The sequence below is a fragment of the Pseudomonas sp. S11P7 genome (assembly GCF_023195435.1).
Lineage (GTDB): Bacteria > Pseudomonadota > Gammaproteobacteria > Pseudomonadales > Pseudomonadaceae > Aquipseudomonas > Aquipseudomonas fluorescens_G.
On the sequence record NZ_JALPKS020000002.1, the window covers coordinates 2,295,139 to 2,312,422 of the forward strand.

The following is a 17,284-nucleotide window of genomic DNA, read 5'->3' on the forward strand; positions in this document are numbered from 1 at the left end:
TGTAGACACTGATGAGCCGGGCGCTTGACGACTTTGAATCAGGCGCCGATGACGCGGCTCAGAAGATGTAGTCGGTGGTCAGGAAGCTCGAATCACGCCCGCGAATGATCTCGCTGATCAGATCCTTGTTGCTCTCCTGGAACTTGGTCGCCACCAGCGTACGGATCGAAAACACCCGCAACGCATCGTGGACCGACAGCGTGCCTTCGGCGGAATTCTTGCGGCCGTTGAACGGGTAGGTATCCGGGCCGCGCTGACACTGGGCGTTGAGGTTGATCCGCCCGACCTGGTTGGCAAACGTGTCGACCAGCCGACCGACCGCCACCGGGTTGGTGCCGAAGATACTCAACTGCTGGCCGAAATCCGACTCCAGTACATAGTCGATCACGGTATCGAGGTGACGATACGGCACGATCGGCACCACCGCGCCGAACTGTTCTTCCTGGTAGACGCGCATCTGCGGGTTCACCGGGTACAGCACCGCCGGGTAGAAGAATGACGCGCGGGCCTCGCCACCATTGGGGTTGACCACTTCGGCACCCTTGCTGCGCGCATCGGCGACCAGCCCATGCAGATAATCGACCTTGCCCGACTCCGGCAGCGGCGTCAGCGCCACGCCGCTGTCCCAGGGCATGCCCGGTTTCAGCGTGGCCAATTTGGCGTTGAATTTTTCGATGAAGCTGTCGACCACGTCTTCGTGGACGAAGAGGATTTTCAGCGCGGTGCAGCGTTGGCCGTTGAACGACAGCGAGCCGGTGAGTGCTTCGCTGACCGCATTATCCAGATCGACTTCCGGCAGGACGATGCCCGGGTTCTTCGCGTCCAGGCCCAGCGCGGCACGCAAGCGGTGCGGTTTTGGGTGGAGTTTTTTCAGGTCGCTGGCGGCTTTGTTGGTACCGATGAAGGCGAAGATGTCGATCTTGCCGCTGGCCATCAGCGCACTGACGGTTTCGCGGCCGCTGCCGTAGATCACGTTGATCACGCCAGTGGGGAAACTGTCGCGGAAGGCTTCGAGCAACGGGCGGATCAGCAGCACGCCGAGCTTGGCCGGTTTGAACACCACGGTGTTGCCCATGATCAGCGCCGGTATCAACGTGGTGAACGTCTCGTTCAGCGGATAGTTGTAAGGGCCCATGCACAGCGCAACACCGAGCGGTACGCGGCGGATCTGACCGAGGGTGTCCTGCTCCAGTTCGAAACGGCTGGAGCGGCGATCGAGTTCCTTGAGCGCATTGATGGTGTCGACGATGTAATCGCAGGTGCGGTCGAACTCTTTTTCCGAGTCCTTGAGGTTCTTGCCGATTTCCCACATCAGCAGTTTCACCACGGCTTCGCGTTGCTCACGCATGCGCCGCAGGAATGCTTCGACATGCTGGATGCGCTCGGCCACGCGCATGGTTGGCCACAGGCCCTGACCGCGGTCGTAGGCGCGGACGGCAGCATCGAGGGCGGTGAGGGCGGTTTCAGCGTCGAGCAGCGGTGTGCTGCCGAGAATCACTTGTTCATCGCCGTTGGCACCCTGCAGATAGACCGGGCTGCGCACTTGCGCGAGCGGGCCGTCCCAGCGGCGCAGTTCACCGTCGACGAGGTATTCGCGTTGCTCGACCTGAGCGTCGAGACGGTATTTTTCCGGGATGTCGCTGACAGAAGGGAACAGGTTGCCGAGGATGTTTGCTGTGGTCATGTCGCTACCCCGTGTTGATGTCTGCATGCAGATCCGAAAAGTCTGTACTGGTTATACGCCTGAATGCGCCGGGATTTAAACCCGCGAATGTCACGCGAATGTCACGAGAGGGCCAAGGCTTTCTTTCAGGCGATTGGTTTGTTGATCGAGGACATATCCGTTGCTGCGGCAACGGCTACTTAGGGTTCCGCTCTTACAGCGGGTCACCTTTTTCAAACGCCAAAAAGGTAACCCAAAACGCTTGCTCCTACGTTCGGCCCTCGCAGGCTCGGGTCCCTTCGCTCCGGGACTGATCCGGGCGCAGCGGCTACGGTTTGCTGCGCTGCACCTGCTTCCGCTGTGTACGACTTCGTCGTACGGTCGCTGCGCTCCCACGCCCGGATCAATCCCTGCGCTCAGCCTTCCGATGTCGCCGGTGACGCAAGATCAAGATCAAGGGCACGCGAGCTAACGCTCATTGTTGAGTGGTGAGAAGCGGTGCTTGGCTTGGGATTTGTTTTAGATTCGTCCCTCACCCCAGCCCTCTCCCCAAGGAGAGGGAGCTGATTTTGGTTGGCTTTGATATATGCATTCGATTCGGTGTTGCGCGTCGGCGTAACTTTCGCATCCACCTCGGTCAGTTCCCTCTCCCTCCGGGAGAGGGCTAGGGTGAGGGGCTTTTGATTTTAAGCTGATTTCAAGCCTCACCCAGCAATCCAGACGGCGCCTGTTCTCGCTGTGCCTAACTGCGCCAGATATCTGCTGCTATCCCAGATCCGGATTGATCCCCTCCAGCCTGTTTTCTGAGGTCGCCGGTGGATCAAGACCAAAAGCAGACAAGCTGACACTCGGCCTGATGGCTGTGTAAGCATTCTCCAGCGCTTCTCCGTTATTCCAATTCCGTTGTTTTCTTTGAGCGCCATATGACTTCAAAAACAAATTAAACCGTCGCAATCGCCTGTATATGCTTAAGCATATAAAAAGTGCGTTGTCTACTGTAAGGAATGACAGTGGATGTCTTCATTGTTTTAGTCTATTCAACTATGTACAGGGTCGGTGTTCCATGGCTCTGTTTAAACGCGATGGAAGGGATCACTTGATCCTTCTGTTTATATTTTTTCATGGAGAAACTCAGGATGAATATTCAGGAGCAGATTGTCGGCACAGCCGTTGTGCAGATTGATGGACAAGGAATATTTTTGGCCAGCAAGGTAAATGCTCATTTTGAAGGAACTAGCGTTGCATTATCAATCGAGCTTGATGGACCACCTCGACTGGTTCGAACATTTTACTTCGTTTTTCCAGACAGAAGCGCTCATCTGAATTATCAGCAGTTTAACGCATCTTATATTGATGATGATCGTTGGAATCATTATAAGTATGAATATAAGCCTATCTCGGGCGGCGCTGATACCATGATAGATAATGAGGGGATAAAAGTGCGTGGGGCGTTCAATATGAAAATGGAATTAACAGGAGACGATCCCGGTGGGGGCGTCCAGAAATCGTAGTGCATGGTTGGTTTGATCTACCCAATCCGAGCCAGAGCAAAGCCGATCACACTTAAAACATTGAAGCTGTGGGAGCCTCCCGTGGCGGTGTGTCAGCCGAGTTTTTCAGACTGACACCTCCCTATCGCCAGCAGGCTGGCTCCCGCATTCGTTTTATATCCAACTGTAATCCCCCGCCAACCTATCCCCCTTAATGAAGCTTTCATGACAAAAGTTCGGTAGCACATCGCCAGTCCGGTCATGCCTATGTAACGCGCTTGAGGGGCCCTTTTGGGTGCACTTTGCAAGCCGAGGCGGGACGCCGGGAGTGAGGCAATGGGGACTATGGAACGCTACTCGAAAGTGGGCATGCAGGAACTCGATCAGCGCTTGTCGAAGATCGTCGAGGCGGCGCGCAAGAAGCCGGTGTCGGTGTATCGCTACGGCGCGCCGTGGGTCTGGATCGTTTCGCAGGATGACTGGCAGGGCGCTTTGAAAGAAGTGTCGAGTTACATTCCACCGGGGCATTCGCTGGTCTTGCTGCGTCCGCAGATCGACGATTTGCTCGATGCCCATCGCGAGCTCCTGCACGACCTGAATGCCGAGCCGGGCATGTTGATTCCGGCGCAAACGGTGATGCACATCCTGCTTCTGCAACTGCTGTATTCGGTGCCCAGCGAACAGCAGCTCTACGAACAGCTCAATTACAACCTGCTGTTCCGCTGGTTCGTGGGCCTTGGCTTGAACCAGAAGGTCTGGAGCTTCAACGCCCTCAGTCGCGACATCGCCACGCTGCTCAACGAGCCGCGTGCGGTGCTGCTCATTCAGAAAATCATCGGCGAAGTGTTCTGCGGTGCCTTGCTGCAAATGCCCGAGTTCTCCTTGAACTTCGCGCTGTTGCACACCTGGCTGGGCAAACACGCCTGCGCCCCGCACGTCGGCAACTAACAGCGGCAACACACCGGGCGCTGAAGCGCCAACGGGTCATCGCGAATTCAGGGGGTAGTGTGGAACCGATTTTCAAGTCACGGCTGGCGCTGTGCGGCTGGCTGCTGGTGACGGCGGGCGTGCATCCGGCGCTGGCCGAAGAGGGCGCAGCAAACGCCGCAGCGCCGCGTCTGGTCGACGTCAACGAATACTTCGTACGGGGCAATACCGTGCTCGATGCGCGGGCGATCGAGGAAGCGGTGTATCCGTTTCTCGGCCCGCAAAAGGCCCTCAGCGATATTGAAGGCGCCCGCGACGCGTTGCAGAAGGCTTATCAGGAGCGCGGTTATCAGTCGGTGTTCGTCGAGCTGCCGGAGCAAGCCGTGGCTGACGGCATCGTCTATCTGCAAGTCAGCGAAACCAAAGTCGGCCGGGTACGCGTGGTCGGCGCCAAGCACTATTCGCCGCTGGACATTCGCGACAACGTACCGGCATTGAAGGAAGGCGAGGTGCCGGACTTCGCCAAGGTTCAGGGCGAACTGGCGCAGCTCAACAAAACACCGGGCCGGCAGGTCATGCCGCTGGTGCGCGAAGGTCAGCGCCCCGGCACCATGGACGTCGATCTGCAGGTCGAGGACCAGAACCCGTGGACCGCCAGCGTCGGCCTCAACAACGATTACAGCGCCGACACCGAAAAGCTGCGCACCGTCACCAGCCTCGGCTACAACAACCTCTGGCAACTCGGCCACAGCGTCAACCTGACCTTCTTCACCGCGCCGCAGGAAACCGACAACGCCAAGGTCTGGTCGGGCTCTTACACCGCGCCGCTGACCGAGCGCTGGAGTGTGCAGTTCTCCGGTTATCAGTCCGACAGCAACGTCGCCACCATCGGTGGCAGCAACGTGCTCGGCAAGGGCCATAGCTATGGCGTCGCGGCGATCTATACGCTGCCGTCGAGTGGCAACTGGTCGAACTCGCTGTCGGCCGGTATCGACTTCAAGGACTTCGACGAGCGCCTGACCTTGTCCGGCGAGAGCGACAAAGTCCCGCTGCAATACGCGCCATTTACCTTCGCCTACAACGGCTATCGCTACAGCGAAAAAAGCCAGCTCGGCCTCGGTTTGAGTCTGGTCGCGGCCACGCGCAGCATTTTCGGTTACGGCAGTTCCGACGAGGATTTCGACTACAAACGCTACCGCGCCAAACCGAGCTTCGCCGTGCTCAAGGGCGACACCAGTTACACCTGGACCTTCGACAGCGATTGGCAGAGCGCGACCAAAGCAGCGTTCCAACTGGCCTCAGGCCCACTGGTTTCCAACGAACAATTCTCCGCCGGCGGCGCGACTTCGGTGCGCGGCTATCTGGCTGCCGAACGCACTGCTGATGACGGTTACCTGCTCAGTCAGGAACTGCGCACGCCGTCGCTGGCGAAGTTCGCCGGCACCTGGATGCAGGACTGGCGCTTCTACGCCTTTGCCGAAGGCGCCCAACTCTATCTGCGCGACGAACTGCCGGATCAGGACGCCAATTACGCCCTGGCCAGTGTCGGCCTCGGCACCCGCGCCAGCCTGAGTAAATGGCTGTCCGGCAGCCTCGACTGGGGCTACCCGCTACTCGAAGGGCCGAACACCTCGAAACAGGAATCGCGCCTGCACTTCAACCTTCAGGCCACTTTCTAACCAGGAGCACTTTTCATGCAGCGCCTCATTCTTTCCCTGTTGATCTGCCTGGGCTTCGTGCTCCCGGCCACGGCTCAGGCCTGGTGGCAGGACGACTGGCATTACCGCAAACAGATCGCCGTCGACACCACGCCGCAGGGCGCGGCGATCAATCAGGCGCTCGGTCGCACGGCGCTGCTGGTGCGTTTGCACACCGGAAACTTCACCTTCGACGGCGTGAAGGAGGACGGCTCGGACCTGCGCTTCGTCGCCGCCGATGACAAAACCGTGCTCAACCATCAGATCGAAAGCTTCGACGCGCTGATGGGCATGGCGCTGATCTGGGTCGACGTGCCGAATGTCGAGGGCGGGCAACGTCAGGACATCTGGATGTATTACGGCAATCAGAAGGCCCCGGCGACCGGCAACGGCCAACTGACCTTCGACCCGAATTACACCGCGCTTTACCATTTCGACGGCGCCACCGGCACCCCGGCCAAGGACACCACCGCTTACGGCAACACCGCACAAAGCGCGACCGGCGCGGCGATTGACGGCGTAGTCGGGCGTGCCTTGCAGTTCAGCGGCCAGCCGTTGCTGCTGCCGGCCAGTCCGTCGCTGCAACACAACGCTGGCAGTGCGTTCACTTTCAGCGCCTGGCTGCGTCTGGATCAGGCCAGTGGCGAGCAACTGATTCTGGCTCGCCGCGAAGGCACGCAAAGTTTGCTGATCGGTGTGAGCCAAGGTTTGCCGTTCGTGGAAATCGATGGCCAGCGCGCCGCTGCCACCCAGGCGCTGACGCCGGCGCAATGGCAACACGTCGCGCTGACTGCCGAAGGTTCGAAAGTCACCCTGTACATCAACGGTCGCGAAAGCGCCGTGTTGGCCCAGGCGATGCCGGCGTTCAATTCGGTCATGGCCATCGGTGCTGATCTGCACGAAGGTCCGTTCCAGCCGTTCGTGGGCGCTATCGATGAGCTGCGCCTGTCGAAAGTCGCCCGTCCGGCCGCGCTGCTGTTGGCCGATGCCACTTCGCAGGGCGCCGAGTCGAAACTGGTGGCGTACGGTGTCGATGAAGAACAGTCCGGGTTCGGTTTCGGCAGCCTCGGTTTCCTGCTCAACGCGGTGCCGGTGGACGCCTGGGTGATCATCGCCGTGCTGGTGCTGATGATGTTCCAGTCGTGGATCATCATGCTGCGCAAGAACCGCACCCTCAGCCGCGTTACCGCCGCCAACGAAGACTTCCGCACGCAGTTCGCCAAGGTCGGCACGCGTCTGGAAATGTTCGCCGACGACGCGCAACTGGCTCAGCGTCTGCAGCATTCGTCGCTGTGGCGCCTGTACCTGGTGGCGGTCAAAGAAATCCGCACCCGCCGTGAGCAGGGCGCCGATACCTCGTCGGTGTCTGCCGCGACCATCGAAGCCATCCGCTGCTCGATGGACGGCGTGCGCACCCGCGAAAACCAGCAACTGAGTTCGAAACTCTCGACCCTGTCCAACGCCATCGCCGGCGGCCCGTACATCGGCCTGCTCGGCACGGTGTTGGGGATCATGGTGGTGTTCCTCGGCACCGCGATGGCCGGTGACGTCAACATCAACGCCATTGCGCCGGGTATGGCCGCAGCCTTGCTGGCGACGGCGATGGGCCTGTTCGTCGCGATCCCGGCGCTGTTTGGCTACAACCGCCTGATCACCCGCAACAAGGAAGTCAGCGCCGACATGCGCGTGTTCGTCGACGAGTTCATCACCCGTCTGGCGGAGATGCACGGCGAGAGCCAGTTCAGTGAATCCACGCATCAGCGCGGCCATCACGCCAACCATTCCGTACCGGCCTGAGGAGCACTGACATGGCGTCCGTAAATGCCTCCCACGACGATGACGAAGATGCCGCAGTGGACAGCATCAACATCACGCCGCTGGTCGACGTGCTGATGGTGGTGCTGGTGATGTTCATCCTCACCGCCACCGCGCAGGTCTCCGGGATCCAGATCAACCTGCCCAAGGCCAGCGCCTCGGTGTCGCTGTCGGAGGCCAAGACCAAGGCGATTTCGGTGAATGACGGCGGTCAGGTGTTCCTCGATGCCTACCCGGTGACCCTCGCCGAGCTGGAAGAGCGCCTGCGTATCGAGAAAGCGCAGAGCCCGGATTTCCCGGTGATCGTGCGCGGCGATGCGACGGTGCAGTACCAGAAAGTCATCGAGGTGCTGGATCTGTTGCGCCGGCTCGAACTGTCCCAGGTCGGTCTCGTCACCGGCAAACCGAGTCAGGGCTGAGTCATGACTGCACAACTTCCGATCGAGCCCTTGCCGGTGAAGAAGTCGCCGCTGCGTTATGCCAAGTGGGGCGCTGGTCTGCTCATCGCTGCACTGGCGGCGTGGTTCCTCTGGCAGTGGGCCAACGACATGGCCGGTGTGCGCCGCGAAGCGCCGAAGGTGCCGACGATCATTCCATTGCCGCCACCGCCACCGCCACCACCGCCGCCGGAAAAACCGCCGGAGCCGGAGACCCCGGTGGAAGAAAAAGTCGTCGAGCCGGAACCGACGCCGGAACCCGAAGAGGTCAAGCCTGAAGAAGAGGCACCGCCATCCCCGGCGGACGATCTGGCCAATCCGATGCAAATGGACGGCGATGCGCAGTCTGGCAATGACGCCTTCAACATCGGTGCGGGCAAGGGCGGCGGCATGGCCGGGGCCGGCGGCGGGCGTTTGGGCACCGGCACGTACAGCCAGTTCCTCGCGTTCACCTTCCAGCGCTTGCTGCGAGAGAACCCCGAGCTGCGCAACCTCGCGTTCTCGCTGCAGGCGGATGTGTGGCTGAGCAGCGTCGGTGAGATCACCCGCGTCGAGCTGATCAAGTCCAGCGGCAACCCGCAAATCGATACCCAGGTACTGGCCGCGCTGCGTGGCGCGCCGGCCCTTAGCGAACGGCCTCCGGCCTCGATCACTTTGCCCGTACGCCTGTCCCTGCAAGGACGGCGTCCGGGTTAACCCAGCCTGTTTATTGCCAAGCCATCGAGCTTGGCCAAAAGGAGTTGTGTGCAGATGATTTCCAATGTGAATCGATTGTCCCTGGCGGTCGGCATGGTCGTCGCGACCCTGGTCGGTCAGGCCGTGGCCGCGCCGGCACCCTCGGAGAACGCCACGATCAATCTGATCCGCTTGCTGGTCGAGCAGGGCATTCTCAAACAGGACAAGGCTGATGCTTTGATCGCTCAGGCGCAGAACGAAGCCGCCCAGGCCAAGCAAGCCGCCGCGACCACGGCAGTGGCTGCCGGACCAGTCGCCGCACCGGGCGATGTCCGTGTGCAATACGTGCCGGCGGCGGTGCGTGATCAGATCCGCGATCAGGTCAAAGCCGAGGTCATGGCCACCGCCAAACAGGAAAACTGGGCCGCGCCCAACAGCTTCCCGGAATGGGCTGCGCGCATCAGCTTTGACGGTGATATTCGCCTGCGCAACGAATCGCGCTACTACTCGGACAGCAACAGCAACGAGATCGTCGACTTCGCCAAGCTCAACAACAACGGCCCGTACGACGTCAATCCCAACAGCAGCACCAGCCTGCCGCCGCTGCTCAATACCCGCGAAGACCGCACCAACCAGTTCCGCATTCGCGCACGGCTGGGCATGAAAGCCGAGATCTCGCCGCAATGGACCGCCGGCATTCGCATCGGCACCGGCTCCGACAACAACCCGGTCTCGACCACACAAAATCTCGGCGGCGGGTTCGCCAAGAAAGACATCTGGCTCGATCAGGGTTACCTGAACTGGAAACCGAGCGATGAGCTGACCCTGACCGGCGGGCGCTTCGCCAACCCGTTCATGTCCACCGACATGCTCTATTCCAACGACTTGAATTTCGACGGCGTCGCAGCGCTGTTCGATCACAAGCTCAATCGCGACTGGGGCGTGTTCGGCACCGTCGGCGCGTTCCCGGTCGACTACACCAACGACACGGCCAGCAGCAACGGTTTCGACAAGGAAGAGAGCGACAACAAGTGGCTGTACGGTGCGCAGATCGGCGCCAAATGGGCGATCAACAGCAACAACCGCTTGAAGGGCGCATTGGCCTATTACCGCTTCGACGATATCGAAGGCCAGCGCTCGGCGCCTTGCGAACCGTGGGCCGGCGCGCCCGGCTGTGATAGCGATGGCAGCCGTGCGGCGTTCATGCAGAAGGGCAACAGCGTGTTCCTGCTGCGCGACATTACGCCCAACCCGCTTAATCCGACGACCACGCCGCAGCCGCAATTCGTCGGCCTCGCCTCGGAATTCAATCTGCTCGACCTCAACGTGGTCTGGGATGCCGACCTGCCGGAAGATTTCAAACTGCGCAGCCAGGGCAACTACATTCACAACCTCGCCTACAACGAAGGCGACATGCGCAGGCGCTCGGCGGGGCAGATCGTCAACAACCTCGACAGCAACGGCGACATCGACAGCGGCGCCAATGCATGGATGGTGCAGTTCACCCTCGGCAGCGCGCTGGATCTGAAAAAGCAGGGCGACTGGAACATGTTCGCTGGCTACAAATACATCCAGCCGGACGCCTTGCCGGACGGCTTCAACGACTCGTCGTTCCACCTCGGCGGGACCAACGCCAAGGGCTATTTCCTCGGCGGCAACTACGGTCTGGCGAAGAACGTTTACGCCACCGGTCGCTGGATGAGCACCGAGGCGGTGTACGGCGCGCCGTACGACATCGACGTCTTGCAGCTTGAGATCAATACGCGCTTCTAAGGCGCCGGGAGAGGCTTATGAAATCGCGATTCGTGTTGCTCGGGCTCGGCCTGTTGATCGCCACTGGCGCGAATGCCGAAGGCATGGAGGAACGCCTGCGCACGCAATTGCGCAGCACCACTCAGCAGCTTCAGGCCCTGCAAAGTCAGCAGGCCCAGGCCAGCGCCGCGCAACTGGCGGCGCAGAACGAAGCCAAGGCTGCCCAGGCGCAGATCAAGCAGCTAACGGCGGAACTGGCCAAGGCCCAGGGCCTTGCCGAACAGCTCGCCGGTCAGCAACAGAGCCTGCACAGCCAGGCCCAGGCGCAAGTGGCCGCCAGCGTCGAGCAGACCGGCAAGTTCAAGAAGGCCTACGACGATTTGTTGGTCATGGCCCGTGGCAAAGAGGCGGAACGCGCGAAGCTCGAGGCGCAACTGACTGAACGTGACACACAAGTGCAGCAATGTTCAGCCAAGAATCAGCAGATGTACGGCGTCGCCAAGCAGATCCTCACCGCCTACGAAAACATCGACGTGGCCGAGGTGATGAAAATCCGCCAGCCCTTCGCCGGCAGCGCGCGGGTCAAGTTCGATGAATTGGCCCAAGGCTTTGGCGACGAGCTCTACAAGACTCAATTCGACGCGCCGCAAGCCGCGATCGCTCACTGATGAACAAGGAAGAAACCATGACTCAATTGATCAGCCACGTATCGCCAAAGTCCCTGACCGAGGTGCTGCAAGCCGCCGGTTACCGCGTCAACCAGACCGAGCAGAACGACATCGTGCAGTTGCTCAGCGCAAGCCAGGGCATCGGCTACGCCGTGCGGTTCGGCAACCCGGCGGCGGAGCAGGGCAGCTACGTCGACTTCACCTTCAGCTGTGCGCTGCGCGTGCAAGGCGAGTTGCCGCCGGGTGTGGCCGAGCAGTGGAACGCCACCCGGCGCTTTGCGCGGTTGTCGTTGCAGGGCGAGTTTCTGGTGATGGAAATGGACGTGGTGCTGGCCGCCGGCGTGAGCAACGATCACCTGCGCGGCAACCTCGAATTGTGGGATCGGCTGTTGCAGGAATTCATCGTCTACCTGCGTGACTTCAGTCAGGCCGCACAAACCTCGACCGCCAAAGCGGCAGTCGCCGAGCAAGAGGAAGTCGCGCTGTGAAAAAGCCTGCCATGGTGGTCAGCGCCGCCGCGGTGGCGCTGTTGGTGGTGGCCGTGGCGCTGGTTGTGCGGCCGGGTTCTGACCCGGTTGCCGCCCAGCAACCGTCGCCTGTCACCGCGATTGCTGCGGGGCCTGCGGTGGCCCGGTTGGGTAATCAGCAGGTCACCCCAGAGGAGCTTCAGGCGTTGCTGGCGACTGTTGCGCCTGAAGCTCGGGAACAGCTGCGCGGCAATCGCGAGGCGCTGGAGCGCTGGATTCGTGCGCGGCTGGCCGAAAAAGCGGTACTGGAACAGGCCGACGCCCAAGGCTGGGCGCAGCGCCCGGAGATCGTGCGCCAGACCCGTGCGGCGACCGAGCAGATTGTCTTTCGCGATTACCTGCGCTCGGTGAGTCAGGTGCCGGCGGACTATCCGAGTGCGGCTGAAATCCAGCAGGCGTACGAGGCGGGCAAGGCCAATTGGCAGACGCCGGCGCTGTATCGGGTCAGTCAGATTTTCCTTGGCGTCAGTGATGCTGCGACGCTGGAGACGGTGCGCAAACAAGCATTTGAACTGAGCAAGAAAGCGCAGTCCGCGCCGGGTGATTTTGCCGCCCTGGCGACGCAGTATTCGCAGGATCGCGTCACGGCGCAGCGGGGCGGTGATAGCGGATTGCAACCGTTGCAGCAACTGGTGCCGGAGGTGCGTGGCGCCGTCGCCCGGCTGAAAGTCGGCGCCGTTTCCGATCCCGTGCAAAGCGCCGCCGGTTTCCATGTGATCAAGCTCACCGAACAACAACCGGCCCGCACCGCGACGCTGGACGAATTGCGCGATCAACTGACCCAGGCCCTGCGTGCGCAGCGCCAGGAGCAGATCGCCCAAGCCTACCTGGACGGCATGCTCAACACCGCCACGCTGAGCATCGACGGCGCCGAACTCAACAAAGTCCTGGAGGAAAAACACTAATCTCACCTTCACTGAGTAACCTGTGGGAGCTGGCTTGCCAGCGATGGCGGCTTATCAGTCACCCATGATGTTGGATCTGCTGGCCTCATCGCTGGCAAGCCAGCTCCCACAGGATCTCCACTGGGTTCAGAAATAGTTATAAGTGCTGGAAGCCACCAAAATACAAAGATCGACAGGGAGTCATCAATGTCATTCACCGAACCCGCAGGACGCGCCGGCACCAGCGATTACCGCTCGCCCGACAACAAACCCGAAACCTGGCTCAGCCAGGCCGCCGCCATCGACAGCGACGTCGCGCAATACTTCCTCGTCAGCGCCCGTTGCGGTTGCTTCATGCAAGCGGCGCGCAGCCTGAATGTGCGCTCGACACTGCTGCGCAAACAACTGGCGCAACTCGAACAGCAATTGCAGTACAGCCTGTTTAGCTTTCAGGGCAGCGCCCTCAGCCTGACCCGCGAGGGCCAGCAACTTCAGGCACGACTGATCACCCTGGCCCATGAGCGCAAACTGCCGGTGATCGAACAGCCGCTGATTCGCCTCGCGGTGGCCGAATCGATCCTCCACGACATCCTCGGCCGCGACCTGATCGCACTGCTGCGGCGCAACGCCAGTGTGCGTCTGGAGATCATTGCGCTGGACAGCGAACTGTCGTTGCGCGCGGTCAGTGCCGACATTGTCCTCTGGCTTGCCCCCGGCGAAACCCCGCACCCGGGCCCGGCCTTTGCCATCAGCGAACCGCAGCGGCTGGCCTGTCTGGATTACCTGCCGCACATCGCCAAGCGCTATTCCCGCGTGACCGCGCGCCCGGAAACGCCGGACGATCTTGTTGATTTCATGCTGGTGCAATGGCAGCACGATCGGCAGATCGACAGCTTTCGTCCGTGGAATGAGCTGGTTGAGCAGCGCCTGGCCGGGGTGGTGCAGATGCAGTCGTATGAATTGATGCTGGAGATGATTCGCTGCAGCGCGTGCATCGGGTTGTTGCCGGCGTATATGAGCCGGTTTGATCGGGGGTTGATTGCGTTGCCTCGGTTGTTTGTTGAGCCCATGCAGTTGCAGGCTTGGCTCGGGGTCAATGCTGAGTCTGAGGAGTTGCCTGAGGTGCAGGCGCTTACCGATCTTATTCAACATACGTTTGCTGAGCGGCGCGAATGGTTTCAGCCTTGAGCGCGGTTTTCTTGTGGGAGCCAGTCTGCTGGTGATGGCTATCTCGCTGAGGGGGGGACACCCCGCGAACCCTGTGGGAGCTGGCTTGCCAGCGATGGCGGCCTCTGAGCCGACCCATTTCTGGCTGATGTTCTCAGTTCCATTGTGGGAGCGAGCCTGCTCGCGAAGGCTTTCTTTCAGGCGCTGGTTTTTTTGGGTACATATCCGTTGCTGCGGTAACGGCTACTTACGGTTCCGCTCTTACAGCGGGTCACCTTTTTCAAACGCCAAAAAGGTAACCCAAAACGCTTGCTCCTGCGTTCGGCCCTCGCAAGCTCGGGTCCCTTCGCTCCGGGATCGATCCGGGCGCAGCGGCTACGGTTTGCTTCGCTGCACCTCCTTCCGCTGTGTACGACTTCGTCGTACGGTCGCTGCGCTCCCACGCCCGGATCAATCCCTCCACTCAGCCTTCCGACGTCGCCGGTGACGCAAGATCAAGATCAAGGGCACTCGAGCTAACGCTCATTGTTGAGTGGTGAAGAGCGGCGCGGGTGGCTTTGGATTTGTGGTGAATTTGCCCCTCACCCCAGCCCTCTCCCGAGGGAGAGGGAGCCGATTTTGGTTGGCTTCGAAGTTTGCGTACGACTCGGTATTTCAGGTCGGCGTAACTCCCGCATTCACCACGGTCAGTCCCCTCTCCCTCCGGGAGAGGGCTAGGTGAGGGGCTTTTGACCTTGCTTTTGATCTTCTGGCCCGCCGTCAGAGCAAAGTTCCTGTGGGAGCGCTCGCCAGACAGATTCCGAGCGGTTTACAGTGAGCGATCACTCCTCGATCACGGACCGATCCCATGTCAGCCCCAAACCCCGCCATCCACCTCATACGTTCCAACGAATCCCACCTCGAAGGCATTACCGCGCTGTACAACGACCCGGCCGTGGCGCGGCAGGTGTTGCAGATGCCGTTCCAGTCCGTAGAAGTCTGGCGCCAACGCCTGCTGGCGGACAACGAACGCGCGGTAAAACTGGTGGCACTGCATCAGGGCGTGGTGATCGGCAACCTCGGGCTGGAGGCGTATTCGCGAATGCGTCGGGCACACGCCGGCAGTTTCGGCATGGGCGTTGCGGTTGCGTGGCAGGGCAAAGGGGTGGGTTCGCAACTGTTGGCGGCGGCGCTGGACGTCGCCGACAACTGGATGAATCTGCACCGTATCGAACTCACGGTCTATGCCGATAACGAAGCGGCCATCGGCCTCTACCGCAAATTCGGTTTTGAGGACGAAGGCCTGTTTCGCGATTATGCGGTGCGCGACGGGCAGTGGGTCGACACCCTGAGCATGGCCCGCCTGCGCAATCGGCCGAAAACCTGACTCAATCGCCCAGCGCGAACGCCACCGCCGACTGTGCATGCAGTTCGGTGGTGTCGAGCAGGGGCAGGGCGCTGTGTTCGGGTTTGATCAGCAGGCCGATTTCCGTGCAGCCGAGGATGATTGCCTGCGCGCCGCGTGCGGTGAGGGATTCGATCACTCGTTGGTAGATTTGCCGAGACTGAACGCTGATCACGCCGACGCAGAGTTCGTCGTAGATGATCCGGTGTACGTCCTTGCGCTGGGCTTCGTCCGGCACCAACACGGTCATACCCTTGGCGACCAGGCGTTGCTTGAGAAAGTCCTGTTCCATCGTGAATGCCGTGCCGAGCAAACCGACCGTGCGTGCATCAATATCCAGAGCCGCCTGTGCGGCCGGTTCGGCAATGTGCAAAAACGGAATGCTGATTGCCGCCTGAATCTGCTCCGCAACCTTGTGCATGGTGTTGGTACACAACACCACGCATTCCGCGCCACCGGCTTCGAGCCTGCGCGCGGCATCCACCAGAATCGCTGCCGCATCGTCCCAGCGCCCGGCGTGCTGGGCCTGTTCGACAGGGCCGAAGTCGACGCTGAATATCAGCAATTGCGCCGAGCGCAATGGGCCGAGACGATCACGGACTTGTTGATTGATGAGTCGATAGTATTCGGCGCTGGATTCCCAGCTCATGCCGCCGATCAGGCCGATGGTGCGCATTGAAGTTCCTCGGGCAGGGGACGGATCAACAGATCCTGACATGCCCGAAGTTTCCTGTGGTTCTCGGCCAGATGCCAGCGCCCGATGAACTGTATCGCTCATCTTTCACGCAAGTGTCACGGTGCCTTTTCAGGCAACGGTACGACGTGATTGCAGCCAGCTTCCAGTGTCTTGGCATACCCCACGTCCGGACGCCAGGGTTCGAGGTTCCACTGCGGTTTGTCCCGTGCAATTGCCATATGGCAAATCAACTGATGGCGCATGCCGTGGGTGTTTCCCCAGTAGCGACTGTTGGAGTAGTCGCGCGAAAGTTCATCCCAGATGAACGGTGTGCCTGACTCCTGAGTTCTTCTCGCACACGTCGTCGGGGTAATGGCGAGTACCCATTGATAGTCCCGATAGAACCAGTACGCGCTTTCTATGTATTTGTTACAGCGTTCGACAATCACGATGACGCTTTCACCGTCAACCGCAGTGGGTGCATCGACAGCCTGAACGACAGGCGTTGCGAGTCCCCACCCGGTCAGCGCCAATGCCTGTAACAGAGAGGCGGTCCTTAGCAGTTTCATCGAGTAACCTCCTGGTCAGCGGCCACGTAGGTGAACGTCGCCGTTCCTGTCGCACTGTTGGCCGGCACCATTCTAATGATTGGCACCACTCTTTTCGGGTTGGTCGAATTGTAAAAGTCTCGCTGGTTGTACCTTGCATCGGCCAGTGGCTTGGGGTCAGTTCCTCCGGAAACGTAGAAAAACGCCAGAATCGGAAAAGTGTTGGCCTTGCCTGCAGGCCAGGTTTTGATGATGACTTCGTTGTGTTCGCTGAAACCTGTAGTTCCCAACATCGCTTTGGCGCGCAACGACTGATAGAACGCGGGCGCGGCCAGGGTATTGCGTTCGTCTCGTACGTCAAAGCCGCATTGCTGGAGGTTTTTGTTCACGGTTGCCCTGTCCCAGGCTGCTTTGAATTGCTCCGCAGTAAGTACATTCGCGTTGTGGCAGTAGCCGCTTTCAGGGTGTGCAGGGGTCGGAATGCACACGCCATCTTTACCGCGATGCCAGCCCCATGAGTCCATTGGGTAGGAGCACAATATTTGCAGTTGATCGGTATTGGCGGGTCGTTCCAGGACGGGGTAAAGGATGTAGCCATTACCGTAACCCCAAGCCAGTCGGCCGAAGTTGGTATCGGCCCGGAGATAGGAAAACGAAATACCGCCACTTGTTACGGAAATGGGACTGGGTTCCCAGACTTTGTAAGTATTGTTCGGGTCTTTGACCGTGACTCGGATCATCACTCCCGAACACAGAAATGAGGGTTGGGACTCCACTTTGTTGCAATTAGGAAACTTGCGAGCGTAAAGCTCAGTGAGATAAGAAGCCGTTGTGGGACCGTCTAACGCCAGAGTGCCGTTGATGTTTATGGCATCGGGCGGTGGCGACGGGATGTGTGAACAGCCGAACAAAAGTGCAATAAGCAGTAATCCGATTATTTTATGCATGACTTTCTCCGTGTCTTTGTTAAGGAC

Annotated in this window: 16 protein-coding genes; 12 read left to right on the forward strand and 4 right to left on the reverse strand. The window is 60.2% G+C overall.

Annotated elements, in window-relative coordinates; translation table 11 throughout:
• Positions 1-58 precede the first annotated feature (58 nt).
• Positions 59-1,684, reverse strand: coding sequence for an NADP-dependent glyceraldehyde-3-phosphate dehydrogenase (locus M0746_RS10805; RefSeq protein ID WP_258449153.1), 1,626 nt, complete (start codon positions 1,682-1,684; stop codon positions 59-61).
• A gap of 1,115 nt (positions 1,685-2,799) precedes the next feature.
• On the opposite strand from M0746_RS10805, the gene M0746_RS10810 reads away from it, so the two are divergent.
• The 12 genes from M0746_RS10810 (at position 2,800) to M0746_RS10865 (ending at position 15,068) form a co-directional block, all read left to right on the forward strand.
• On the forward strand, positions 2,800-3,174 hold the full coding sequence (locus M0746_RS10810) for a hypothetical protein (protein ID WP_258449154.1): 375 nt from the start codon (positions 2,800-2,802) through the stop codon (positions 3,172-3,174).
• 315 nt (positions 3,175-3,489) lie between these two features.
• Entirely contained in the window at positions 3,490-4,101 is a 612-nt protein-coding gene (locus tag M0746_RS29435) for a transposase (protein WP_394501957.1), read from the forward strand.
• A gap of 59 nt (positions 4,102-4,160) precedes the next feature.
• Positions 4,161-5,759: a ShlB/FhaC/HecB family hemolysin secretion/activation protein gene (locus tag M0746_RS10820; RefSeq protein WP_258449155.1), complete on the forward strand. Its 1,599-nt coding sequence runs from the start codon at positions 4,161-4,163 to the stop codon at positions 5,757-5,759.
• Positions 5,760-5,774: 15 nt separating this feature from the next.
• Positions 5,775-7,574, forward strand: coding sequence for a DUF2341 domain-containing protein (locus M0746_RS10825; protein ID WP_258449156.1), 1,800 nt, complete (start codon positions 5,775-5,777; stop codon positions 7,572-7,574).
• An 11-nt stretch (positions 7,575-7,585) separates the two neighbouring features.
• On the forward strand, positions 7,586-8,011 hold the full coding sequence (locus tag M0746_RS10830) for an ExbD/TolR family protein (RefSeq protein WP_007915482.1): 426 nt from the start codon (positions 7,586-7,588) through the stop codon (positions 8,009-8,011).
• A gap of 3 nt (positions 8,012-8,014) precedes the next feature.
• Entirely contained in the window at positions 8,015-8,725 is a 711-nt protein-coding gene (locus M0746_RS10835) for an energy transducer TonB family protein (RefSeq protein WP_258449157.1), read from the forward strand.
• Positions 8,726-8,779: 54 nt separating this feature from the next.
• Positions 8,780-10,477 (forward strand): putative porin, encoded by a 1,698-nt coding sequence (locus M0746_RS10840; protein WP_208940984.1) that lies wholly within the window; start codon positions 8,780-8,782, stop codon positions 10,475-10,477.
• Between the two features lie 17 nt (positions 10,478-10,494).
• A complete protein-coding gene (locus tag M0746_RS10845; RefSeq protein ID WP_208940985.1) occupies positions 10,495-11,124 on the forward strand; it encodes a DNA repair protein in 630 nt (209 codons plus the stop codon).
• 17 nt (positions 11,125-11,141) lie between these two features.
• Entirely contained in the window at positions 11,142-11,612 is a 471-nt protein-coding gene (locus M0746_RS10850; protein ID WP_258449158.1) for a YbjN domain-containing protein, read from the forward strand.
• Positions 11,609-12,556 (forward strand): peptidylprolyl isomerase, encoded by a 948-nt coding sequence (locus M0746_RS10855; RefSeq protein WP_258449159.1) that lies wholly within the window; start codon positions 11,609-11,611, stop codon positions 12,554-12,556. Before M0746_RS10850 ends, M0746_RS10855 begins: the two co-directional genes overlap by 4 nt.
• Positions 12,557-12,742: 186 nt before the next feature.
• Positions 12,743-13,723 carry a LysR family transcriptional regulator gene (locus tag M0746_RS10860; protein ID WP_258449160.1) on the forward strand — a complete coding sequence of 327 codons (981 nt, stop codon included), beginning with the start codon at positions 12,743-12,745 and terminating at the stop codon, positions 13,721-13,723.
• Positions 13,724-14,549: 826 nt separating this feature from the next.
• Positions 14,550-15,068 (forward strand): GNAT family N-acetyltransferase, encoded by a 519-nt coding sequence (locus M0746_RS10865; RefSeq protein ID WP_258449161.1) that lies wholly within the window; start codon positions 14,550-14,552, stop codon positions 15,066-15,068.
• 1 nt (position 15,069) lies between these two features.
• Here the strand turns inward: M0746_RS10865 and M0746_RS10870 are convergent, their stop codons facing one another.
• The 3 genes from M0746_RS10870 to M0746_RS10880 form a co-directional block, all read right to left on the reverse strand.
• Positions 15,070-15,762, reverse strand: coding sequence for an aspartate/glutamate racemase family protein (locus M0746_RS10870; protein WP_258449162.1), 693 nt, complete (start codon positions 15,760-15,762; stop codon positions 15,070-15,072).
• Between the two features lie 116 nt (positions 15,763-15,878).
• Positions 15,879-16,331 carry a DUF2599 domain-containing protein gene (locus M0746_RS10875; RefSeq protein WP_258449163.1) on the reverse strand — a complete coding sequence of 151 codons (453 nt, stop codon included), beginning with the start codon at positions 16,329-16,331 and terminating at the stop codon, positions 15,879-15,881.
• Positions 16,328-17,257 (reverse strand): halovibrin HvnC, encoded by a 930-nt coding sequence (locus tag M0746_RS10880; protein WP_258449164.1) that lies wholly within the window; start codon positions 17,255-17,257, stop codon positions 16,328-16,330. Before M0746_RS10880 ends, M0746_RS10875 begins: the two co-directional genes overlap by 4 nt.
• Positions 17,258-17,284: the final 27 nt, after the last annotated feature.

What these genes read in the sequence shown, in the direction of transcription:
- M0746_RS10810 (WP_258449154.1), top strand. Translation starts at nt 2,800, where the DNA reads ATGAATATTCAGGAGCAGATTGTCGGCACAGCCGTTGTGCAGATTGAT.
- M0746_RS10845 (WP_208940985.1), top strand. Translation starts at nt 10,495, where the DNA reads ATGAAATCGCGATTCGTGTTGCTCGGGCTCGGCCTGTTGATCGCCACT.
- M0746_RS10850 (WP_258449158.1), top strand. Translation starts at nt 11,142, where the DNA reads ATGACTCAATTGATCAGCCACGTATCGCCAAAGTCCCTGACCGAGGTG.
- M0746_RS10805 (WP_258449153.1), bottom strand. Translation starts at nt 1,684, where the DNA reads ATGACCACAGCAAACATCCTCGGCAACCTGTTCCCTTCTGTCAGCGAC.
- M0746_RS10860 (WP_258449160.1), top strand. Translation starts at nt 12,743, where the DNA reads ATGTCATTCACCGAACCCGCAGGACGCGCCGGCACCAGCGATTACCGC.
- M0746_RS10865 (WP_258449161.1), top strand. Translation starts at nt 14,550, where the DNA reads ATGTCAGCCCCAAACCCCGCCATCCACCTCATACGTTCCAACGAATCC.
- M0746_RS10830 (WP_007915482.1), top strand. Translation starts at nt 7,586, where the DNA reads ATGGCGTCCGTAAATGCCTCCCACGACGATGACGAAGATGCCGCAGTG.
- M0746_RS10870 (WP_258449162.1), bottom strand. Translation starts at nt 15,762, where the DNA reads ATGCGCACCATCGGCCTGATCGGCGGCATGAGCTGGGAATCCAGCGCC.
- M0746_RS10875 (WP_258449163.1), bottom strand. Translation starts at nt 16,331, where the DNA reads ATGAAACTGCTAAGGACCGCCTCTCTGTTACAGGCATTGGCGCTGACC.
- M0746_RS10825 (WP_258449156.1), top strand. Translation starts at nt 5,775, where the DNA reads ATGCAGCGCCTCATTCTTTCCCTGTTGATCTGCCTGGGCTTCGTGCTC.
- M0746_RS10840 (WP_208940984.1), top strand. Translation starts at nt 8,780, where the DNA reads ATGATTTCCAATGTGAATCGATTGTCCCTGGCGGTCGGCATGGTCGTC.
- M0746_RS29435 (WP_394501957.1), top strand. Translation starts at nt 3,490, where the DNA reads ATGGGGACTATGGAACGCTACTCGAAAGTGGGCATGCAGGAACTCGAT.
- M0746_RS10880 (WP_258449164.1), bottom strand. Translation starts at nt 17,257, where the DNA reads ATGCATAAAATAATCGGATTACTGCTTATTGCACTTTTGTTCGGCTGT.
- M0746_RS10835 (WP_258449157.1), top strand. Translation starts at nt 8,015, where the DNA reads ATGACTGCACAACTTCCGATCGAGCCCTTGCCGGTGAAGAAGTCGCCG.